Here is a 21,607-nt window from a genome sequence, read left to right on the forward strand (position 1 = left end):
ATAGTGTCAACACTATCACCAAGAATACGCAGAGCATCATCAACCTAAATAGTGCGACGACCACCTGCGCCGAAAGTGCCAACATCCGATGTGTTGGTTTCCACCTAGGGAAGACCCTGATAAATAAGCGTAAAATCCTCTGGCTGCTGTAGAAATACCCCGCCAACCCGGAATTTGATCAACCGATTGTTCATTCCAAAGAGTTGACACTTTTATAACTCCCTTGATAGGCTGTTAACACTATGACCATCTCCACGGCCCCCATCACTCCCAAGGAAGACGCCTCCGGCCCGTTGGCCGACGTGGTGTTTGACCGAGTGCTGGAAGCGATCTACCAAGGCCGGCTTGCGCCGGGCAGCGTCATCAACGAGGTGGCGCTGGCGCAGGAGTTCGGCGTCAGCCGCGGCCCGGTTCGTGAAGCGGTGCGGCGCCTGCAAGGCATTCAACTCGTCACGCGCGAGCCCTACATCAAGGCGCGCGTGGTGACCTTGTCCGCGGAATCCGCGCTGGAACTGTTTCAAATGCGGATGGCGCTGGAAGGCGTAGCCTGCAACTTGGCCACTCGCCGAATGAGCGACGAGGAAATCGCGCAGTTGCTAGCCGAACTGGAGCAGGACCGGCAGCGCCGCCTGGCCGCGGCCAGCGGCGGCGCGCCCGCTCCGCGTGTCTTCGACTTTCACGAGCGCATCGTGCTGGCCAGCGGAAACAACCGCATCATCAATGCCCTGTGCGGCGACCTCTATCACCTGTTGCGCGTCTATCGCCGGCACTCGGGCACCGTGCTCGAACGCAAGGACGACGCCTACGCCGAACACTGGCAGATCTTGCGCGCCATCCGCGCGCGCGATCCCGAGCTGGCTGAGTCGCTCATGCGCTCTCACATCGAACGCGCAGCACAACACCTCTTTGAACACCTGGCAGAAGGGGCATCCGGCATCGCCGGACATCCCGTCTCGGCCGCATAACGCCCTTTGGAGCAGCACGACATGAACAACCCGCGCCACCAGTTCCGGCAATTGCTGAAGAACGAACCTTTTCTCGTGTCCCCCGGTGTCTACGATGGATACAGCGTTCGCCTGGTTGAAGCTGCGGGCTTCAAGACCGCCTGCACCAGCGGCGCGGCCGTGTCGAATGCGCTGCTGGGCATCGCCGATATCGGCGTAATGGGCCTGGCCGAAAACGTTACCCACTGCCGCCACCTGGCAAGGTCCGTCTCCATCCCCCTTACCGCCGACGCGGATACCGGCTATGGCAACCCGGTCAATGTCTACCACACGGTGCAGATGTTCGAGGAAGCCGGCGTTGCAGGCATCAACCTCGAGGACCAGGTCAGCCCCAAGCGCTGCGGTCACATGCCCGGCAAAGACGTCGTCAGCCAGGCCGAGATGGTCAAGAAGATCGAGGCTGCCTGCCTCGCACGACGTGACGACGATTTCGTCATCATCGCCCGCACGGACTCGCTCGCCATCGAGGGCATTGAAGGCGCGGTCAAGCGTGCCCGCGCATACGCCCAGGCGGGCGCGGACATGTTGTTCCCCGATGCGGTCCGCACCGAAGACGACATCAAGCGGCTTGTCGACGCCGCAGGCATCCCCGTCAGCATCAACATGGGCTTCGGCATCCGCAACCGCCCAACCACGCCGCTGATTCCGCTGCCGCGCCTCAAGGAGATCGGCGTCAAGCGCATCAGCCTTCCGCGCATGCTGCCCGCTGCCGCCATCCACGGCATGCGCCAGGCCCTGCAGGTCATGCAAGGTGTGATCACCACGGGTGAACCCGCAGATCGCCCCGATTTGCTGGTGGGCATCGAAGACATCATGCAACTGATGGGCTACGAGCAGATGCGCGCGATGGAAAAGCGCCTGACGACGCTGGACAACTAATCGGGCACTGACATGATCGAGCGTAGCGCGTCGGCGCATTGCGTCCTGACAGGCGCGGCATCCGGCATCGGTCTTGCGTTGACCGAGCGGCTTCTGGCGGCGGGCTGGCGGGTGACCGGCGTGGACATTGCGCCCGCCGCCGTCCACGACAACGCCCAGTACTGCCACCACGTTTGCGACCTGTCCGACCCGGCCGAGCTGCACGCCCTGTGCGCGGGTCTGGGCGATTGCGCCCCGACCGCGCTGGTGCACTGCGCCGGCCTGGTGCGCACGGGCGGCGCGCTGGACACGCGACCGGAGGACGCAGCGCTGCTCTGGCGCCTGCATGGCGCAGCGCCGATGGCGCTGGTCCAGGCCTTGGCCCCGCAACTCCCAGACCGCCGCGGCCGCGTCGTGCTGGTGTCCAGCCGCGCCGTGCTGGGTCGCGCGCACCGCTTGGCGTATGCCGCCACCAAATCCGCACAGATTGGCATGGCCCGAAGCTTGGCAGCGGAGCTCGTCGGGCGCGGCATTACGGTCAATGTCGTCGCGCCCGGCGCGGTGGACACCCCCATGCTGAATGATCCCAAGCGCGGGGCCGCGCCGAGTGTGGACCTGCCGCTGGGCCGCCTGATTGACGCGCGCGAAGTTGCCGCGACCATCGCCTTCTTTCTGAGCGATGAGGCGGGCGCCATCACAGGGCAGACGCTCTACGTCTGCGGCGGCGCCTCGTTGGGGGCAATGACGTCATGACAACAGCGAACGCACCCGTGCTGGACGGAAAAGTCGTGATTGTGACCGGCGCTGCCGGCGGGCTGGGCCAGGCTATCGCCAAGCATTGTCTGGATGCCGGCGCCCGTGTGGCCTTGCTGGATCGGGACGAGGACATGCTGGCGCAATGCTGCCGGACGTTGGACGTAGCACCATCCCGAATCCTGGCCCTGCGCTGCGACATCGCGGACGTCAGCGCCTCGCGGTCGGCCGTGGAACGCGTCGCTACGCACTGGGGCGCCATCGACACGCTGGTAAACAACGCCGCCACGGTCACGCCAGGCGTGAAGGTCGCTGACCTGACACCTGAACAATGGCGGCTCGCGCTGGACGTGAACCTGACCGGCGCATGGCTGATGAGCAAGTGGGCGATTGCGCATATGGCGCGCAATGGCGGCGGCGTCGTGCTGAACATTGCTTCGCAATTAGGAAGCGTGGCCGCGCCAGGGCGCGGCGCCTATGGCGCGAGCAAGGCAGGCATGATCGCGCTGGCGCGCGCCATTGCAGTGGACCATGCCGCCGACGGGGTCCGTGCGCTGAGCTTGTCGCCCGGCGCGGTCTTGACCAGCCGTTTAGTGGATCGCTACGGCGGCGAACACGCTGCCAGCGCTGCGTTAGCCACCAAATATCCGGTCGGGCGACTTGGCACCGCGGAAGAGATCGCAAGGACCGCAGTTTTTCTGATCAGCGAGGATGCCTCGTTCATCACCGGCACGGACATTCGTGCCGACGGCGGCTACACCGCGCAGTAGCGCGGTCACCGTCTTATTCACGCAGTGCTTACACCACATAACAAGGGGCTTGAATCATGACGCACTCGATTACTTCCGCAACGCACACGCGCATGTCGCGCCGCAGAGCCCTGGGCCTGCTGGCCACGCTTGCCGGGTCCGTCGGGCTTGTCGCCGCCCCTGCCTTTGCGCAGGGTACTGACAACTTTCCAACGCGACCGGTCACGATCGTGGTGCCGTTCCCGGCCGGCGGCGCCACCGACCTTACCGCGCGCCTGGTAGCCGAAGGCCTGTCCAAGAAATGGGGGCAATCCGTCGTCGTCGAGAACAAGCCGGGCGCGGGCGGCAACGTTGGCTCGGAATACGTCGCGCGCGCAGCGCCCGATGGCTACACCCTTGTGCTGGGCGTCACGGGGTCGCACGGCATCAACACCTCGCTCTACAAGAACATGCGCTACGACCCGATCAAGGATTTCGAAGCCATCACGCAAGCCACGCTCTATCCCAATGCCATCATCGTCAACAATGACGTGCCGGCCAACAACCTGCAAGAACTCATCGCCCTGCTGAAAAAGCCCGATGCGCACTATTCCTATGGCTCCGACGGCAACGGCACCGCTTCGCACCTGGGGATGGAGCTGATCAAGAGCCAGGGCAAGTTCGAGCTCTCCCACATTCCCTATCGCGGCAGTGCACCAATGGTGACCGACCTGCTGGGCGGTCAGATCCAGGTAGGCATCACCGGCCTGCCCGCCGTGCAAGCCTACGCGAAGAGCGGCAAGCTGAAGATCGTGGCGCTGACCACCGCTGAGCGTTTTGCAAGCGCCCCAGACTACCCAACCGTTGCTGAGCAGGGCTTTGCGGGCTATGCCGCGCCGCCCTGGTCTGGCTTCTTTGCGCCCAAGGGCACGCCCAAGCCGCTCGTGGAGAAGATCTCGGCGGACATACGCGAAGCCATGTCCGACCCGAAGGCGAAGGAAAAGATGATCGCCGCCGGTAGCGAGTTCACGCCTAGCACGCCGGAACAGTTCCAGGCCTTCGTGCAGAAAGAAATTGCGAAGTGGGCCGAGGCGGTCAAGATCTCCGGCGCCCGCATCGACTAATGCAGCATCCCGCCCACCCCGCAAGCGCGGGGCTGGGCAATTGGGTTGGAGGGGCAGCTCATTCCGGCTCGATTCCGGCCGCCTTGATGACATTGCCCCATTTTTGAATCTCGGCAGCCTGAAACTGTCTCAACTCGTCGGGGGTCGTTGTCCACGCCTGGGTTGCCGAGTTCCTAAAGAACGCCTGCGCGCCGTCGCTGCCGACTGCCTTGACCAACAGCTGTCCAAGCTTCGCTGCCATCGGCGCGGGTGTGCCGGCCGGAACGTAAGCGGCGAACCAATAGCCCATGTCATAACCTTTGATGCCGGCCTCGTCCAGGGTGGGCAACTCTGGAAGTTGAGGCAGGCGTTCAAGGGTTGACGCGCCGAGCGGACGCAGTTTGCCCGCTTCGATCTGCGACAAGCCCGTCACGGTGTCAATCACCATCATGTCGATGTGCCCCCCCAGCAGATCGTTGAGTGCATTGGGATTGCTGTTGTAGCCGACCCAGACGATATCGGTCCCGGTCAGTTGCTTGAGCATTTCGCCTGCCATGCGGCTGGACGAATTCCCGCTGCCGAAGCTCAGTTTTCCCGGGGCTTGCCGTGCCGCGCGAATCAACTCATCGGCGGTGCGGTACGGAGAATCGGCTTTCACCACCAGAATCTGGCCGCCGCGTCCCAATCCTGTCAGCGGCGTGAAATCCCCCACCGGGTCATAGGGAAGCTTCTTGAATAGGTGCGGATTGGCGGCTTGCGTCGTATTGCTGGTGATTAACACCGTATAGCCGTCGGGGGTAGCTCGGCCAACATGCTGCGCGGCGATCATGCCGCTCGCGCCGGGTCGGTTCTCCACGACGACAGCCTGCCCCGTTTGTTGTGTCAGCGACGCTGACAATGCGCGTGCCAGCAAATCGGTCGCGCTGCCCGCGCCGAAGGGCACGACAAATGTCAGGGGTTTTGCAGGGTAATCGGCCGCTTGCGCCGGTACGGCCCAGGCAAGACCGAGAGCGGCCGACAACGACGCTGCCACGCGGATGATAAATGCAGTGATGCGGATCATGATTTTTGTCTCCTGTGATTATTCCGTGCCGGCGTCGAGGACCCGCACGTTGCGTATGCCACCGTCCGCGGTTGCGCTGTCAACGCACGCCAGCGGGTTTCGGCTGGAGATCGCGTCGGGCGCGTTTTGCCAGAAACTCGCGCACGACGGTCTTGTGTTCATCGCCGCAGAGCAAAATCGCCTGCATGGCGGCTGCAGCCTCCAGCGCCATCGGCAAGGTGGATTCGGCGGCATCCAATACCAGGCGCTTGGCCATGCGCAAGGCCTGGGGTGGGTTCGATGCGATGCGGCGGCCCAAGGCGGCGCTTGTCTCGTCTAGCGCTTCCGGCGCCACGACACGGGAAACCATGCCTAATTGCAGCGCGGTCTGGGCATCAATGAACTCGCTGGTCAGCGTTAGCTCCAACGCCTTTGCCCTCCCCACGATGCGCGTCAAGAACCAGGCGCCGCCGATGCCGGATACCAGGCCGAGCCGCAGGAAGCTCTCGGCAAACGTCGCGCGTTCGCTGGCCACACGCAGGTCGCACATAAGCGCCAGGTCGCAGCCGGCTCCAACCGCGGCGCCGTTGACCGCGGCAATGGACGGCACCTGCAGTGCTTGCATTGCATGCGTGATTCGATGCAGCGTCGATTTCAGCCGGGCGCGTAGCTCTGTGACCGACCCCTGCATCAAGTCGGATCCTCGAGCCATGTCTTTCACATTGCCGCCCGTGCAGAAGTACTTGCCATTGGCGCGCAGCAATACGCAGTGAACGTCTGGCAGCGTATTGGCCTGCTCCAGTGCCTCGGCAAGGGCCTCAGCCATGCGCACCGACATGACATTGCCTGAGTCCGGGTCATTAAGGCTCAATGTGAGAACGCCGTCGGCGACATCTTGCCGGATCAGCACATCACCCGGGACGCAGGCACTTCCCGAGACGCTGGATTCATTGGTTTTCATCGGTGTCTCCTTGGCTTATGTAGAAAATCGTTCGGGCTTACCCAGCACGCCGCTACTGAACATGGCGTCTATCTCGGCTGTGTCATAGCCGCATTCATTCAGGATTTGGCGGCTGTGCTGGCCCAGCGTTGGCGCGGCGGTGATGGGGTCGTGCGCGCTTGCCGCGTGAGCAGGCCCAGGCGCAAAGCCCGGCATGCGCACTTTTCCAGCAACAGGATGGTCAACCCAACTGTCGATTCCGCTAGCGGCGTATTCCTGCGAGCGGACGACATCGTCGTAGTTCGCTACCGGCGCACACAGGATGTCCAGTCCGGACAGCCGACTTACCCACGCTTCGGTGGCTCGCTGCCGAAACAACGGCGTCAGCACCCGGCGCAGTTCTTCGCGATGCGCGACACGGCACTCATTACTGGCAAAGCGCGGATCATGTTCCAGCTCGGCCGCCCCCAAGGCGGCGCACAGCGCCTGCCAGCGCTGGGGATGGTAGGCGGCCACCATGATCCATCCATCGAGGGTCTGGTAGGCTTCATTGGGTGCGGCGTAGGGAGCGGCGCTGCCAGCCTTGGCGGGTACAGCGTCCGAGGCGAAGAACGATGCGTACCCGATCTGCTGCAGCATCAGCGTAGCGTTGTAGAGGCTGATGTCCAGGTATTCGCCTTGGCCGCTGCGCTGTGCCGCGTTGCACGCCGCCAGAATCGCAATCGTCGCGATATAGGCAGTGACCATGTCGGCGACGGGCGTTGCGACTTTTACCGGCTCTCCGCCCGCGATGCCCAAGGTGCTCATCAAGCCGCTGGCGGCCTGGATGATGCCATCCACACCAGGCCGGCCTCGCAGCGGGCCGGTTTGGCCATACGCGGAGATCGAGCAGTACACCAATCCGCGGTTGCTGTCGGCCAGCGTGTCGTAGTCCAGCCCAAACGATTGCATGACGCCCGGCCGGTAGTTTTCGACCACCACGTCCGCACGGTTGATCAAGCGACGGGCGACTTCTCGGCCGCCGTCGGACTTCAGATCCAGCGCCATGCCGCGCTTGTTGCGATTCACGCTCAAATAGACGGCGCTTTCTCCCGCGATCCAGGGAGGGCCGATCTGCCGCCCAAGTTCCCCGCCCGGCGGCTCGATTTTGATTACTTCCGCACCCATATCTGCGAGCATCATGGTGCAGACGGGCCCCGCGAGTACGTGCGAGAAATCCACGACTCGCACACCTTGCAAGCTGCGTTTGAACATATCCTGGCTCCTGCGCGACACGGCCTGATAGGTGGTCGTGATCACTTGTCATGCGGGCAGAATAGGCAGGGCCGATCTAGCCGGCAAACGACTTTATCGGCAGGACGCTTTGACTTTTTGTAAAGAGGTCAGTGCAGGCGCGCGCGGTTCAGAGGGCGACGAGGGTGACCAGCCAATCGCGGAATAGACGCAACGCCCTGGATTGGGGCTTGCCCGTAGGCCACGCGAAGTAATACGTGTAATCCTCACGATCCAGAACGCGATCCAGCGGCGCCACCAAAGTCCCGTCTGTCAGCTCTTTCTCGATCAGGGCCTTTTGGGCAATGGCAACGCCATGACCTTCGATGGCTGCCTGGTAGGCAAGCAAGGAGGTTTCGTACTTCATGCCCTGCGCGGGGTTGACGTTGCGCAAACCAGCGGCGCGCAGCCATAGCATCCAATCGTCGGGCCGGGCCATCGAATGCAGCAAGGTTTGCGTCGCCAGTTGTTTCTTTTGCGACAGCCGCAGCGTGGGGGCCACCACAGCAACCAACTCGTTGCGCACAAGCTGCAGGGTGCGCATCCCCGGCCAGCGGCCATCGCCCAGCTGTATGCCTGCGTCGATGTCTTCGCGCTGGAAATCCAGTGGTGCGAACGACGTCATGACTTGAACGTCGATGTCTTTATGCTTCTGATGAAAACTCGCCAGTCGCGGGATGAGCCATCGTACGGCAAAGGTGGCGGGCGACCTGATGCGCAAGGTATCCCGGCCCAAGTTGCTGCCGGAAACCGCCTGCGTGGCCTCGCGCAGGGTTGCGAACAACGGAATCAAGTCCGACAGGTAGCGTGCGCCCGCCGGCGTCAACTCCAGGCGGCCGCGTATGCGTAAAAGCAGCGGCGTGCCCAGATAGCTTTCCAGCGCACGCACCTGCCTGCTGACCGCCGCAGGCGTCACGCACAATTCATCGGCTGCCTTGGATACGCTAAGCAGGCGTCCAGTGGCTTCGAACGCTCGGGCAGGATTCAGTGGCGGAAGTAGATCGCGGCGGGCCATGGCAGTGAGAGTCTTACGTTGACGCGACGCTACTATAGCGCCGAGCCTACCCTCGCGACCGTAGCCTGAATGCTTGACGCCGCCGAAAGGCACAGAAGCGGTGCCAACCGAGCCGGCGTTCAAGCGCATGATGGCGCCTCGATATCGCCAGACAAGCTGCGCGTCCGGACAACATCGCGTGTGTAGGCCTACACGACTGAGCCTGACCTCGGCATCGCGGCTAAAGTGATGACTCGAACAAGCGTCACCCCCAAAGCGTTATCCGGCCTCGGCGGGCAAGCTCGCTGGTCAAGATCTTCCGTATCACGCGCTTATGCCGCCATCGACGAGGATTCCCGATCCGGTGACATAAGCAGCGCCAGGCCCCGCCAGGAACGCGACGGCTTCGGCGACCTCGCGGGTCTTTCCGTAGCGGGCAATAGACAGACTTGGCAGGATGGAGGCGGCGAGATGACCTTCGGCGGGGTTCATGTCCGTGTCGATGGGGCCAGGACGAACCAGGTTAACGGTGATGTGACGGTGACCCAGCTCACGCGCCAGCCCACGGGTGAAGCTCTCCATCGCCGACTTGGTCGCCGCATAGACCGCGATGCCCGCGAATGGCACAGACAGGCCGGCATTGCTTCCAATCGTGATGATGCGGCCGCCATCGGGAAGGTATTTCAGCGCGGCCTGGGTGGTCATGAATACGCCTCGCACGTTGACGTCCAGTTGCCGGCTTATCTGCTCGAGCGATTGTTCGGAGAATGGGCCTGAGATCAAAACGCCAGCGTTGTTGACAAGGATGTCCAGCCCTCCAAGTTCTTCCGCGGTGCGCGCAACCGCGGCCTTCACGGCATCGGGGCTTGCCGCATCGGCTTGGATGGCGATAGCTTCGCGGCCGAGGGCGCGAATTTCGGCAACCAGCGCCTCGGCCTTCTCAACCGATTTTTCGTACGTGATAGCAACGTCCGCGCCTTCTTCGGCCAGCTTGAGCGCGATGGCCGCGCCGATCCCACGCGCCGCGCCCGTTACAAGCGCGCGTTTATGGGCGAGACCAGGCAAGGGATTTTTCAAGGCATTTTTCATGACGGCGTGTTCTCTTGAAAGCATGCATCCACGATGCAAAAGGAATGTCGAATTCTCATGGTTCTTGGCGTCTCCAACTTAGTGCAGCGGCCAGCGCCAGCGACGCGCCTATCGCCAATGAAGCCACGGCAAACCCACGCTGAACGTCCTGAGCGCTTGCCCCATCCGGGGCGATCGCGATGAATAGGCCACCGAACAAGGCAACACTCACTGCGGCGCTGATCTGCAAGGTGGCGTTTACCAAACCCGAGGCCAGACCGGCCCAGCGTGTTTCCACATGGTCCACGTTCAGGCGCACGAGCGCAGGTAGGGCGATACCTTGCCCTGCGCCAATCAGAAACAAGGGCAACGTCAACCACGACGACGCACCGGCCAACGCCAGCGCTGCGACCATGACCAGACCGAGCACCTCCATGAGCATGCCAACGCCGGCGGTTCGTGAGCCCATTCGGCGAGCGATGTGCGGGCTGCAAAATGGGCCAAGGAAAAACCCGACGCCAAGCGGCAGGATGGCCAGGCCGGCTGTCAACGCATCGTGCCCCAGGCCGGCGTGTTCGTACACGGCGAATACCAGGAAGAACGCGGCGAGCGCATAGAAGAGGAACGTTGATGCCAGACTGCGTCGCAACCCGCGCCCGGCAAGAAGCGATGGCAGAACCAGCGGCGTTCTGCCGGCGCTCTCCTCTGCCTTTTCGTGCTGCCAGAAGCGCCATAACAACGGCATGCTCAACGCCAGCGGCACGATGCACCACCCCGGCCATCGATGTTGCTGCCCTTCGATCAGTGGCACCACGAGCGCCAGCAAGCCCATCGCCAGCAGCACCGCCCCCCGTACGTCCAAGCGTGGCGAATGTTCGGCGCGACTTTCGCGCAGCAACTTTGTTGCGGCCGGAATGGCAACGATGATGATCGGAAGGTTGATCAAGAACACACTGCGCCACCCCAATCCCCAAGGACTGGTGGAAACCAGCACTCCGCCGAGCAGTTGGCCGCCCACGGAGGCCAAGCCAAAGGTCGCGCCGTATCGGCTGAGCGCGCGATTCTTCTCACTTGGCGGAAACATGGCGTGGATCGATGCCAACGATTGCGGCGCCATGACCGCTGCAGATATCCCTTGCAGCAGCCGGCCGGCGACAAGCACGCCCGGTGACGGCGCCAGGCCGCACAACGCCGACGCGACGCCAAATCCGAGCATGCCAGCGATAAATACCCGCTTGCGGCCATAAAGATCACCCAGACGACCGCCCAAGATCAATGTGACGGCGTAGGCAGCGGCATACACCGATATCACCAATTGCGAGACGTCGGAAGAAGCTTGCAGGTCCGTCCTGATCGCAGGTAGCGCCACGTTGACCACGAAGAAGTCCAGAGGTGGCAGCAGTGTGCCGGTCAACAGGACGGCCAAGGCGAGCCAGCGACGGGGGTCAGGGGCTGGTTTCCCAGCGGCGTGTTCGGATGACGCCAGCGCGGCTTCGAACGCGCCTGCGACGTGCCGGGGTTGAACATTCATAGCGTGAGGCTCCAATTCAGATGTGCCTGAGCGTGGGCGCGAAGGTTCGCCAGGACATTTCATGAAGCGCATGATGCTCTGAACAATATTGTTCTAACACTGACATCAATGTATATTTTCCGTACATTTTTGTACGGCGGGATGGGCATGGATTGGAACGATGTTCGCATCTTTTTGGCGGTCGCTCGCAGCGGATCCTTGGGCGGCGCGGCCCGTGCACTGAACGTGAGTCATCCGACTGTGGGTCGCCGAATCAAGGTGCTTGAGGAGGAAGCCAAGCAGGCGCTCTTCCGGAGAACAAAGGATGGCCTGGTGCTCACGGATGCCGGTGACACTGTGCGGGCGCTGGCGGAGTCCATGGAGGATTCCGCGCTATCCATGGAAAGGCGTCTGACCGGCAACGACCAGCGTCTTGAAGGCATCCTGCGAATCTCCTCAGCGGATTGGTTCGCCGGCTATGTCCTGGCGCCGGTCCTGGTCGAGTTGACACACCGCCATCCCGCTGTCGTGCCGGAAGTGATTGCCAGCCATCGCTTGCTCGATCTCTCACGGCGGGAGGCCGACGTGGCCTTTCGCATCGTGCCGTTCAGCGAACCGGATATCGTCCAGCGCCGTCTGATGCGCATGTCATACGGGGTGTATGCGTCGGCGGCGACCGCCCACGCCTTGCAGGACAACCCCGCATCCGTGGGTGTCATTCTGATGAACACCGCACAGTCGCATTTCCCAGATGTGGCTTGGGTGCTGGAAAGGTTTCCGCACTGCCGGCGCGCGTTTACCAGCACGAATCGCTCGGTGCAGGCGCAGATGTGCTTGCGGGGCGTAGGCATCGCCGTACTGCCAAGGCCGCTGGGCGATGCAGTTTCCGGATTGCAGCGCCTGGACACGCCGGATCAACCGCCTACGCGGGATATATGGGTTGGCTACCACCAGGACCTGCGCCACATGGATCGCTTGCGGGTAATGCTGGATATCGCCGACGCGATGCTATCGAATTCCATCATTCCCACACCTTGAACGCTTCCTGCGGCCATTGAGCTGGACGCGGAATACCTTCTCTCAATGGGCCGGCCAAAGAAATCTTGACACCCTACCGACCAACTAGTAGATTGGTCGACAGTCGTCCAAGGACGCGCCTCTTTCACCCTGCACGCCGTCCTTTTCAAGGTCCCACCCAAATGAGCCTCGAGCTGTCCCCACGTGCCGCCGAAATCGTCGAACAGGCCAAGCAACTGCTTGCCGCCGGGGGTTACCACGGGTTTAGCTATGCCGACATATCCGAACGGGTCCGCATTGGCAAACCCAGTATTCACCACCATTTCCCCAGCAAGGCGGACCTGGTCCTCACCGTCGTTGTCCAGCACCGAAGTCAGTCGCGAGAAGGCTTGGCGGCACTGGACCAGCGGGTTCTTGATCCGCTCGGCCGCTTGACGGCCTACACCGAGTATTGGGCCCAGTGCATCCGCGAGGGCACGATGCCCCTTTGTATCTGCGCGATGCTGGCGGCGGAATTGCCCATGATTCCCACGACGATCGCGGACGAGGTGCGCGCTTATTTCGGTGAGTTGGCCGCCTGGATCGCGGCAGTGCTCGAGAGCGGCGCGGCAAAAGGGCAATTTCAGCTCCGTGACAACGTGCAGGCCGATGCCCAAGCCTTCATGTCCACCGTGTACGGCGCCATGCTGACTGCGCGAGCGTGTGGAGACCCCCAGGCATTCGCGGCCATTTCGCGGGCTGCCCTCCGTCAACTGACCAGCTCCGCCTGACACAACCATGGCGCGCACCCTGGTGTGTGCCCTTTTTTTGCGCCCATAACCGACCAACTAGTTGGTTCATTCGCCCAACGCTGCCACAGCCATGCAGCCTGCCTCGTGATGAACCCTCATCCATAAACCACAAGGACCATTGCCATGCCACACCCCATTTCCGCGCTCGGCGTCACCCACACCCTTATCAGTCTGGCAGCCGCGCTAGCCGGGCTGTACAGCTTTGCACGCTATCGCGAAATCAATGCAGCCACTGGCGCCGGCAAGCTATATCTAGGCGGCTTGGTGGCCGCCGTCCTGACATCTTTTGGGCTGTCCAGCTCCGGCGGGTTCAACGCCGGACACGCGCTCGGCATCCTGGCCCTGCTGTCGGTGTCAGCCGCCCTGCTCATCTCGCGCACGTCATTGCTTTCGCGAGCGCGGCCTTATCTGTCGCAACTGGGGTACTCATTCAGTTTCTTCCTGCTGTGGGTCCCAGGAATCGCGGAAACGTTGACGCGACTTCCCGTGTCCCATCCGCTTGCCGACGGGCCGCAATCTCACTTGGTTCGCAGTGTGCTGGCGGGATGGCTGGCTGTATTTGTCGTGGGGGCCGTGTCCCAGTTGATCTGGATTCGATCGCAGCGGCGCGTCCGCGGACAGCGCTCGTAGCCGTCCCAACCACCAATGCACTTTAAGACGCCTGAACCAGGAGCTCTCTTGCGCTTAGCTGCCCTAAACCCGCTGGCGCCGGCCCGCGCCGACGACGCCAGCAATCCTTACCGTGTTGAGCGCCTGCGCGCCCAGACGCAAACAGAGCGTGCGGCGCGATCACAGGCGCCGCGGTTCGTACCGCTACCGGCCGTGCGTAACGCCGCATCGGAGGCTATAGCCTCAACCCCCAAGCCGCCCATCGAACCCGTTACCAAGACTCGCTCTGCCATCAATCCGCTGGGCGAGGCGTACACGGCGCATTGCCTGAAACTTGCCATCGAGGCCTATCACGCGCAGCAGGCCAGGCAAGTGGCGCATGCGCAGGCGGCAAACCGGGCCGCCCAAGAAGAAATGTCCAAACAGCAGGCGCGCACGAACGCGGCCAATGACCTCGGCACAATACAGGGCCTCTTGCCTCAGCAAGCGTACCGGTACGCGGCGGGCGTCCCGCCGGTCGTTGCAGAGCAGATGAGCGCAGCCGCATTCGTTGCGCCGGACAGGGTCGGCCCCGTCGCCGCAGCCGCGAAAGCGCGTAGCAGCACGGATGAAGCGCATGGCCGTGAACTCGACCGAGCCGCGAAAGCCGCGCGCCGTACACCTGACTCGCGCTTCCTTTTACCCGCTCGCAGCAGCGCAAACTGACGGCATGAACACCGTGGCGAGTGGCGTGGTGTGGGAAAGCGCTGGTCTACAGCGTCTTCGGACAATCGCGGACGTGTCAGACCGCGTTGATGGTTGGCGCGGACTTTGGCCGCCCGGGCCGCGTTCAGCCCGGCCCGTCGCTCGCCGCAGCCAGCAAGGGCACGATGATGTCGCTGATCGGCGTGGATAGGCCATGGGCCTGTGCACGACGCGAGATCACGCCGTTTCGTATCTCCCATTCCAGTTGGCGGCCGGCTTCGCGGTCCGTCAGGATGGACGTGCTCAGGTCGGGGGAAGCGGCTTGAAACTTGGCGAGGATTTCCTGCGGGACCTCGTCTCCAAGTTTTGCGCCTTCCGCGCGCGCGACAGACAGGCACTCTTGCAAATACGCCAAGGAGAGCTTGGCGATGTCCGGCCGGGCAAACATGCCCGCGCGGCGATGCGTGAGGGCCATGAGGCCAGCGACTGCGTTTTGCAGCAGCTTGCGCCAAGCCACAGACTGGAAATCGTCGCTTATATCCACTGCGCACTGAGTCCCCTGCAGCGCATCGGCAACCACGTGAGCTGCCGGCACGTCGGGCAGGCTCAGGCGCGCATCCCCGCGCAAACGCACCGAGCCGTCGGCTTGCGCCTGCGCGGGGAACCACACGACAGCGGGGATGATCCGCGCGGGCGGCGCATGCGTTGCAACCGCTTCCAATTGCTCGACGCCATTCTGCAACACGCAGACCACGGTATCTGGCCGGCACAATGCCGCGAGCCATTCCGACGCAGCCTCGGTCTGCGTCGCCTTGACCGCGAGGAAAACGAGGTCCATCTTGCGACCGGTCTGACCCGGATCCGTCAGTACAGGGCCGGGAACGTCGACGCGGCGATCGCCATCCAGGAGCGTCAGCCGGTCTCGGGGCGTGCGGCCGCACAAGAGCGGTGTGCGGCCGGCCTGATGCAGCGCGGCGGCAACCGTGGTGCCGATGGCGCCTGGACCAACGATGGCGATTGCGGTGTCTGTTTCGGGTGTCATGGCATGGCCTCCTTAATGGCTTGCAAACGACACCTTAAAGCGAAAACGTTGTCTGCCGCCTGAAGGCAAGCGTGCTTGCCAAGGCTGCTTGCGTCCCGTTCCAGCATGATGTGGCAGGTCTGCCATTGGCTTGGCGCAGCTTCAATGCCGGATTTCCGCCAGGAATTTCTGCGCCCGGGGCGTCTGCGGCCGGTTGAAGAACGCGTCCGGGGTGCCGGTTTCGACGATCCGGCCGGCGTCCATGAACCAGACGCGATCGGCCACTTCCCGGGCAAAGCCCATCTCGTGCGTCACGCAGACCATCGTCATGCCGTCCTTTGCCAAGCCCTTCATCACCTGCAGCACTTCGCCCACCATTTCCGGGTCGAGCGCGCTGGTGGGCTCGTCAAACAGCATGACGGGCGGGCTCATGGCCAGGGCGCGCGCAATGGCAACGCGCTGCTGCTGGCCGCCGGACAATTGCGCGGGGAAGGCATCGGCCTTGTGCGCAAGACCCACGCGTTCCAGCAGTTGCATCGCGCGCTCGCGCGCTTCGGGGCGGCGGGCGCGCTTCAGTTGCAGCGGCGCCAGCATCAGGTTTTCCATCACGGACAGATGCGGGAAGAGATTGAACTGCTGGAACACAAAGCCAATATGGCTGCGCAATGCGTCCAGGTGCACGTCCTTGCCGTAGATGTCCTTGCCGTCGACTTCGATCACCCCTTTCTGGATGGGCTCGAGCCGATTGACAGTGCGGATCAGCGTGGACTTGCCGGACCCGGAGGGTCCGCACACCACGACGACCTCGCCCCGGGCGACCTGCGCGGTCACGTCGGCCAGCGCCTGATAATCGCCATACCACTTCTGCACTTCGGAAAATCGGATCATGTGGGCACCACTTTCTGGGTAGGCGCAGGTCCGGCGCGCCGGCGGCCGATGCGGCGTTCGGTCAGGTGCACCAAAAGACTCAGGCCAAAATTCAGGACGAAATAGGTCAGCGCGAGCAGTCCGAAGACTTCAAAGGGCTTGGTCAGCAGGACGCTGTTGATCTGGTTGGCGGCGTAGGTCAGCTCTTGCACGCTGATCACGTAGGCCAGCGACGTCTCCTTTACCGTGGACACGAACTGGCTCAGCATGCTGGGCAGCATGTTATAGAGCGCCTGCGGCAGGATCACCCTGCGCATCGTCTGCAGGTAGGACAGGCCCAGCGCGCGGCTGGCTTCCTGCTGGCCGGGCGGCAGCGCCTGGATGCCGGCGCGGATGATCTCGGCCAGATAGGCGCTTTCGTAGCAGACCAGCGCGACCACCATGGTGGTCGTGCCCGCCACGGGACGACCGATGATCAGGGGCACGAAGAAATACGCCCAGAAGATGAACATTAGCAGCGGCAGGCCGCGCACCAGGTAGACCACGGCCGACGAAGGCCAATAAAAGATGCGATAGGGGCTGATGCGGCCCAGCGCCAGCAGCACGCCGCACGGCAGCGCCAAGGCAAGACTGATCGCGGCCAGGCCCAACGTGGCCACCAGTCCGCCGATGGGGCCATGCGGATATTGGCCGATCAGAAGCAGCAGCCAATTGTCTTTGAGTATGTCCCACATGTCAGCGGACTCCCAGCGGACGATAGCGTCGTTGCAGCATTGCGCCTCCGCCCATGATGACGAACGAGAGCAAGAGGTAGATCACCGTCACGACCGCGTAGGCCTCGAACGTGCGGAACGTGTTGTTCTCGATCTCGCGCGCGGCCGCCGTCAGCTCGGTGACGCCGATGGCCATCGCCAGGCTGGTGTTCTTGAGCAGCAGCAGGGTCTGATTCAAGAGTGGCGGAATGGCGATGCGAAAAGCCTGAGGCAGCACGACTTTGCGCATGGTCTTCAGAAAACTCAGGCCCAGCGCGCGCGCGGCCTCGACCTGGCCGGGCGGAATGCCGCGCACCGCACTGCGCAGGTCTTCGCAGACATACGCGGACATCACCAGCCCGATCGCGATGCACGACAGGATGAATTCGCTGCCGTGGCTGTTGAGCCAGTCCGTGACGGGGGCCGGCAGCAAGGCCGGCACACCGAAATACCAGAACAGGATGTGCACCAGCATGGGCACGTTGCGGTGGAACGCGACGTACGTCGCGATCAATCCATTGGCAATGGGCGAGCCCGTCAGGCGGATCACCGCCAACAGGCTGCCCACAAAGAACGCCAGGATCCAGGCAAGCCCGGCCAGCGCCAGGGTGGTGATCAACCCCCTGAGCAGCCAGTCCGGATACTCGCCCTGGAAAATGGCGCCAAAGTCGAAGATGTAGTGCATCGAACCAGGCTCCAGGACGCTTGGCGCGTCAACCCTTGATTTCTTCGATGCGGAAGTCGCGCTTGATGTTGAACTGCGTGCCGGGGCCAAACCACTTGTCGAAGGTCTTGGCGGCCTGTCCGGACGCCTCCATGCCGTCCAGCACCTTGTTCACCTGGTTCAGCATCGCGGTGTCGCCCTTGCGCACACCGACGCCCCACGGTTCGATGAACAGCGCCGGCTCCAGGATCTTGACGGGCACCGCGCTGGAGGCGGCCTGGTGTTGCAGCTTGACCAGCATCAGTTCGGACCCGACAAAGCCGCTCACCTTGCCCTGCTGCAGCGCCAGGAACGCACCGCTGGGATCCTTGAACGTCACGGGATCCACGTTGGGGATGTTCTTGCGCGCGCCTTGCTCGGACGACGATCCGCGCACCGCGCTGACCCGCTTGCCCGCCAGATCGGCCGGCGCCTTCAGGTCCTTGTCCGACTCGCGCGACAGGATCTTCTGCGGGCTCACGAAGTGCTGGTGCGAGTAATCGATCTGCTTGGCGCGTTCGGGCGACCACCCCAGATTCGCAGCCACGACGTCCACACGCCCAGCAATCAGCTCGGGGATGCGGGCCTCGACGGCGATCAGCTTGAGCTCCAGCGGTACGCCCAGGCTGTCGGCCAGCGCCTGGCAGACATCCACTTCGTAGCCGACGATGCCGCGCGTCTTGGGATCCTGGAAGCTGAACGGCTCGGCAGTGCCCATGGTGCCGCAGATGAATTTGCCACGGGCCTTGATGTCCTGCAGCGTGTCGGCATTGGCGGCAGGCGCCAGCGTGGCCGCCAGGCCGACGATGGCAACGAAGGAGGAGATGAACGTCTTCATGGGATTCCCTTGATGTGTAGGTATGGGTGCTACTTAAAAACCCGGTTTCAGGCCAGCCGGGCGCAGGCTTCGCGGATCCGGCGGCAGCCTTCTTCGATGTTTTCCATCGACGTGGCGAAACTGAGCCGCAGGTAGGGCGACAGCCCATAGGCTGCGCCGTCCAGGCCCGCGACGCCGGCCTCGTCCAGCAGGAACATCACCACGTCCAGGTCGCTTTCCAGCTTGCGGCCGTTGGGCGTCGTCTTGCCGAGCAGGCCTTCGACCGACGGATATACGTAGAACGCGCCTTGGGGAACCGGGCAACGGATGCCAGGCACCTCGTTGAGCAGCGCCACAATGCGGTCGCGCCGGTCGTGGAACAGGGCCGCGGCATCGCGCACGCATTGCTGGTCGGCCGTCAGCGCGACACGCGCGGCCGACTGGCTGATGGCGCTGACGCAGCTGGTGCTTTGCGAAATCAGGGTAGCCATGGCCTTGATCAACGCCTTCGGGCCGCCTGCGTAACCCAGGCGCCAGCCCGTCATTGCGTAGGCTTTGGAGACGCCGTTGATCGTCAACGTGCGCGCGGCCAACGCCGGCTCGACGGCCGCGGGCGACGCGTGGCCCTCGCCGCCATAGGCCAGGTGCTCGTAGATTTCATCGGTCAGGAGCCAGACATGCGGATGACGCGCCAGCACCTGCGCCAACGCGCGCAGCTCGTCAGCGCTGTACATCGCGCCGGTCGGATTGCTGGGCGTGTTCAACAGCAGCCACTTGGTGCGCGGCGTGATGGCGCGCTCGAGCGCGTCGGGGGTCAGCTTGAATCCGTCGGCCTCCGGGCAGGCCACCACGACCGGCGTGCCGTCGTTGACCAGGACCATATCGGGATAGGACACCCAGTACGGCGCCGGAATGATGACTTCGTCGCCGGCCTGCACGGTGGCGGCCAGCGCGGTGAAGATCAATTGCTTGGCGCCCACGCCGACGATCAGTTCATCCAGGCCGTAGTCCAGTCCGTTCTCGTGGCGGAACTTGGCGCGCACCGCTTCAAGCAGGGGCTTGGCGCCGACCGACGCGGTGTAGCGGATGTCGCCGCTGTTCAGCGCGTCGATGCCGGCCTGCACGATGTGGGCAGGTGTGGGCAGATCCGGCTCGCCCACCGTGAAATCGATGATGTCGCGCCCCTGAGCGCGCAGTTGATCCACGCGGCTCTTGGCCATCATGCTGGGCGAAGGCTTGATGGCGCGCGCGCGTTCGGCCAGGAATTCGGGGGTGACGGCGTTCATGCCAGCCCCTTTGCCGCAAACGCGGCCTGCATCCAGCTCTGCGTTTTCTCGCCGGTGGCGATTTCGGCCATGATGCGCGCTTCCTTGTCGGCGTGCGCATGGGCTGCGGCAATCAGCGCGTCGGCGTCAGACGCGGCAAAGCTGACCAGCCCATCTTCGTCGCCCACCAGGATATCGCCGGGATTGATGACCTGACCGCCGATCGACACGGGCACATTGACTTCGCCGGGACCGTCTTTGTAGGGACCGCGGTGGATGTGGCCCCGCGCGTAGCAAGGAAAGCTGTCGGCTTCGAAGGCTGCCACGTCGCGGATGGCGCCGTCGACGACCACGCCCGCGCAGCCGTGGATCTGCAGATAGCGCTTCATGATTTCGCCGAGCACGGCGTTGGACAGATCGCCGCCGGCGTCCACCACCAGCACGTGGCCCGGCTGGATCTGCAGCATGGCCTTGTAGATCATGAGGTTGTCGCCGGGGCGGGTCTTGACGGTCAGCGCCGTGCCCACGAGCTTGCCCGCGCGGTTGTAGCGCCGCAGGCCGGTGATGCCCTCGCGCCGCGCAAGGTTGTCGCTCAGATGCGGCGTGACGATGCCTGCAAGCGCTTGCAGGATGGCGGCGGGCGCGACGGGAGATGCCGGCAGTATGCGTGCGCCGGTGGAAATGGTAGCCATGACGATCTGCTTGTCCTGAATCGAAGGCCGCTCGTTCTCCGGCTTTTTGAAGCGGATCCGATCGGCAGGAATTAAGTCAGAGCGAATGGTGCGAGCTTTTGCGATTCCGAAAAAGGGATTAAATTTCAGCGAACTTCATCACTTTTCAGAATATAGGGGTTACCCCTTAAGGGAAAATTCGGAATGAACTCTGCCCATTTCACGGGCGCCGCATGCTGACGTTCAAGCAAATCGAGGCGCTCTATTGGACGGTGCGGCTAGGCACGTTTTCCGCGTCTGCGCAGAAGCTGCACACCACGCAATCGGCAATCACCAAGCGCATCCAGGAGCTGGAAGCCGATTTCGACATCGCCTTGTTTGACCGGTCAGGCCACCGCGCCGAACTGACGGCGCGCGGTCATGAAATCTACGCGCTGGCCGAACAGATGCTGGGGCACCGCGACCGCCTGCTGGCGCGCCTGAAAGGCCAGCACACCCTGACGGGCACCTTCCGCTTCGGCATCACGGAGATCACCGCGATGACCTGGCTTCCCGCGCTCATCCGTCTGCTGCGCGTCCACTATCCGCGCATCACGCTGGAGCCCCATATCGATCTGGGTGGCGACCTGCACAAGCGGCTGCTGGCCGGGCAGCTGGACATGGCCTTTCTGCACGGCGAATTCGCCGAGCCGAACCTGCAGGTCGTGGCGTTGCAGCGCCTGGAATTTGCGTGGATGGGCAGTCCCGACCTGATCGACACGAGCCACGTCTACACGCCGGCCGACATCGCCCGCCTGCCGCTGCTGCGCCAGAGCCGCGAGTCCGGCCTGAACATGATCTATGACGAATGGCTGCGCCCCCACACGGCGCAAAGCAACATTTTCACCATCAACAGCCTGATCGCGATGGCCGGGTTGACCGCCGCGGGCTTTGGCGTGAGCTGCCTGCCGCGCGACTACTTTGCCGAGATGGTCAGCACGCGGCAACTGGTCATTGCGCGCACCAGCGTGGCGCCGCCGCAATCGGTGTACAGCGCGATGTTCCGCCGGGACGCGGATGTGGCGTTTTGCGAGAGCGTGGCGGAACTGGCGGAAAGTTGCTGCGAATTTTCCGTGGGCTGGCGTTTACGTTGAACCGC

General features: G+C 63.4%; 23 protein-coding genes. 10 read left to right on the forward strand and 13 right to left on the reverse strand.

Annotation, left to right across the window (positions count from 1 at the left end; genetic code table 11):
- Nucleotides 1-242 precede the first annotated feature (242 nt).
- The 5 genes from H4P35_RS19105 to H4P35_RS19125 are packed head-to-tail and all read left to right on the forward strand — an operon-like array spanning nucleotide 243 to nucleotide 4,467.
- Complete coding sequence (locus tag H4P35_RS19105) at nucleotides 243-965, forward strand: GntR family transcriptional regulator (protein WP_056322981.1); 723 nt, start codon at nucleotides 243-245, stop codon at nucleotides 963-965.
- Between the two features lie 21 nt (nucleotides 966-986).
- Nucleotides 987-1,883, forward strand: a complete 897-nt coding sequence (locus tag H4P35_RS19110; protein WP_226846564.1) for an oxaloacetate decarboxylase — start codon at nucleotides 987-989, stop codon at nucleotides 1,881-1,883.
- A gap of 12 nt (nucleotides 1,884-1,895) precedes the next feature.
- Nucleotides 1,896-2,615, forward strand: coding sequence for an SDR family NAD(P)-dependent oxidoreductase (locus H4P35_RS19115; protein ID WP_226846565.1), 720 nt, complete (start codon nucleotides 1,896-1,898; stop codon nucleotides 2,613-2,615).
- Entirely contained in the window at nucleotides 2,612-3,385 is a 774-nt protein-coding gene (locus tag H4P35_RS19120; RefSeq protein ID WP_226846566.1) for an SDR family NAD(P)-dependent oxidoreductase, read from the forward strand. The genes H4P35_RS19115 and H4P35_RS19120 overlap by 4 nt, the downstream gene beginning before the upstream one ends.
- 56 nt (nucleotides 3,386-3,441) lie before the next feature.
- On the forward strand, nucleotides 3,442-4,467 hold the full coding sequence (locus H4P35_RS19125) for a tripartite tricarboxylate transporter substrate binding protein (RefSeq protein WP_180100627.1): 1,026 nt from the start codon (nucleotides 3,442-3,444) through the stop codon (nucleotides 4,465-4,467).
- A 58-nt stretch (nucleotides 4,468-4,525) separates the two neighbouring features.
- Here the strand turns inward: H4P35_RS19125 and H4P35_RS19130 are convergent, their stop codons facing one another.
- The 6 genes from H4P35_RS19130 to H4P35_RS19155 form a co-directional block, all read right to left on the reverse strand.
- The gene (locus H4P35_RS19130) at nucleotides 4,526-5,509 is read right to left on the reverse strand and encodes a tripartite tricarboxylate transporter substrate binding protein (protein ID WP_226846567.1); all 984 of its coding nucleotides are present in this window, start codon (nucleotides 5,507-5,509) and stop codon (nucleotides 4,526-4,528) included.
- A 79-nt stretch (nucleotides 5,510-5,588) separates the two neighbouring features.
- The gene (locus H4P35_RS19135; protein WP_180100629.1) at nucleotides 5,589-6,449 is read right to left on the reverse strand and encodes an enoyl-CoA hydratase-related protein; all 861 of its coding nucleotides are present in this window, start codon (nucleotides 6,447-6,449) and stop codon (nucleotides 5,589-5,591) included.
- 15 nt (nucleotides 6,450-6,464) lie between these two features.
- Nucleotides 6,465-7,682, reverse strand: coding sequence for a CaiB/BaiF CoA-transferase family protein (locus H4P35_RS19140; RefSeq protein ID WP_142054047.1), 1,218 nt, complete (start codon nucleotides 7,680-7,682; stop codon nucleotides 6,465-6,467).
- Nucleotides 7,683-7,830: 148 nt separating this feature from the next.
- The gene (locus tag H4P35_RS19145; RefSeq protein ID WP_175236380.1) at nucleotides 7,831-8,715 is read right to left on the reverse strand and encodes a LysR substrate-binding domain-containing protein; all 885 of its coding nucleotides are present in this window, start codon (nucleotides 8,713-8,715) and stop codon (nucleotides 7,831-7,833) included.
- A 303-nt stretch (nucleotides 8,716-9,018) separates the two neighbouring features.
- The gene (locus H4P35_RS19150) at nucleotides 9,019-9,759 is read right to left on the reverse strand and encodes an SDR family NAD(P)-dependent oxidoreductase (protein WP_370638985.1); all 741 of its coding nucleotides are present in this window, start codon (nucleotides 9,757-9,759) and stop codon (nucleotides 9,019-9,021) included.
- A 79-nt stretch (nucleotides 9,760-9,838) separates the two neighbouring features.
- Nucleotides 9,839-11,293: an MFS transporter gene (locus tag H4P35_RS19155; protein WP_226846569.1), complete on the reverse strand. Its 1,455-nt coding sequence runs from the start codon at nucleotides 11,291-11,293 to the stop codon at nucleotides 9,839-9,841.
- Between the two features lie 147 nt (nucleotides 11,294-11,440).
- Here H4P35_RS19155 and H4P35_RS19160 point away from each other — a divergent pair, with 147 nt between their 5' ends.
- The 4 genes from H4P35_RS19160 to H4P35_RS19175 all read left to right on the forward strand — a co-directional run bounded on the left by H4P35_RS19160 (nucleotide 11,441) and on the right by H4P35_RS19175 (nucleotide 14,394).
- Nucleotides 11,441-12,310 (forward strand): LysR family transcriptional regulator, encoded by an 870-nt coding sequence (locus tag H4P35_RS19160; protein WP_226846570.1) that lies wholly within the window; start codon nucleotides 11,441-11,443, stop codon nucleotides 12,308-12,310.
- Between the two features lie 161 nt (nucleotides 12,311-12,471).
- Nucleotides 12,472-13,059, forward strand: coding sequence for a TetR/AcrR family transcriptional regulator (locus H4P35_RS19165; protein WP_226846571.1), 588 nt, complete (start codon nucleotides 12,472-12,474; stop codon nucleotides 13,057-13,059).
- A 144-nt stretch (nucleotides 13,060-13,203) separates the two neighbouring features.
- Nucleotides 13,204-13,710, forward strand: a complete 507-nt coding sequence (locus H4P35_RS19170) for a hypothetical protein (RefSeq protein ID WP_226846572.1) — start codon at nucleotides 13,204-13,206, stop codon at nucleotides 13,708-13,710.
- 48 nt (nucleotides 13,711-13,758) lie between these two features.
- Nucleotides 13,759-14,394, forward strand: a complete 636-nt coding sequence (locus tag H4P35_RS19175; protein WP_226846573.1) for a hypothetical protein — start codon at nucleotides 13,759-13,761, stop codon at nucleotides 14,392-14,394.
- 124 nt (nucleotides 14,395-14,518) lie between these two features.
- On the opposite strand, the gene H4P35_RS19180 is transcribed toward H4P35_RS19175, so the two are convergent.
- The 7 genes from H4P35_RS19180 to H4P35_RS19210 form a co-directional block, all read right to left on the reverse strand.
- Nucleotides 14,519-15,415, reverse strand: coding sequence for an oxidoreductase (locus H4P35_RS19180; protein WP_226846574.1), 897 nt, complete (start codon nucleotides 15,413-15,415; stop codon nucleotides 14,519-14,521).
- 141 nt (nucleotides 15,416-15,556) lie between these two features.
- Nucleotides 15,557-16,282 carry an amino acid ABC transporter ATP-binding protein gene (locus H4P35_RS19185; protein ID WP_226846575.1) on the reverse strand — a complete coding sequence of 242 codons (726 nt, stop codon included), beginning with the start codon at nucleotides 16,280-16,282 and terminating at the stop codon, nucleotides 15,557-15,559.
- Nucleotides 16,279-16,995, reverse strand: coding sequence for an amino acid ABC transporter permease (locus H4P35_RS19190; RefSeq protein ID WP_226846576.1), 717 nt, complete (start codon nucleotides 16,993-16,995; stop codon nucleotides 16,279-16,281). Before H4P35_RS19190 ends, H4P35_RS19185 begins: the two co-directional genes overlap by 4 nt.
- A 1-nt stretch (nucleotide 16,996) precedes the next feature.
- Nucleotides 16,997-17,698 (reverse strand): amino acid ABC transporter permease, encoded by a 702-nt coding sequence (locus tag H4P35_RS19195; protein WP_062842220.1) that lies wholly within the window; start codon nucleotides 17,696-17,698, stop codon nucleotides 16,997-16,999.
- Nucleotides 17,699-17,726: 28 nt separating this feature from the next.
- Entirely contained in the window at nucleotides 17,727-18,554 is an 828-nt protein-coding gene (locus H4P35_RS19200; RefSeq protein ID WP_056322942.1) for an ABC transporter substrate-binding protein, read from the reverse strand.
- A gap of 47 nt (nucleotides 18,555-18,601) precedes the next feature.
- The gene (locus H4P35_RS19205; RefSeq protein ID WP_226846577.1) at nucleotides 18,602-19,819 is read right to left on the reverse strand and encodes an aminotransferase class I/II-fold pyridoxal phosphate-dependent enzyme; all 1,218 of its coding nucleotides are present in this window, start codon (nucleotides 19,817-19,819) and stop codon (nucleotides 18,602-18,604) included.
- Nucleotides 19,816-20,490: an RraA family protein gene (locus tag H4P35_RS19210; protein ID WP_056322936.1), complete on the reverse strand. Its 675-nt coding sequence runs from the start codon at nucleotides 20,488-20,490 to the stop codon at nucleotides 19,816-19,818. Before H4P35_RS19210 ends, H4P35_RS19205 begins: the two co-directional genes overlap by 4 nt.
- A 212-nt stretch (nucleotides 20,491-20,702) precedes the next feature.
- On the opposite strand from H4P35_RS19210, the gene H4P35_RS19215 reads away from it, so the two are divergent.
- Entirely contained in the window at nucleotides 20,703-21,602 is a 900-nt protein-coding gene (locus H4P35_RS19215; RefSeq protein ID WP_056322933.1) for a LysR family transcriptional regulator, read from the forward strand.
- Nucleotides 21,603-21,607: the final 5 nt, after the last annotated feature.

It is taken from the genome of Achromobacter sp. 77, assembly GCF_020541125.1.
GTDB lineage: Bacteria > Pseudomonadota > Gammaproteobacteria > Burkholderiales > Burkholderiaceae_B > Achromobacter > Achromobacter mucicolens.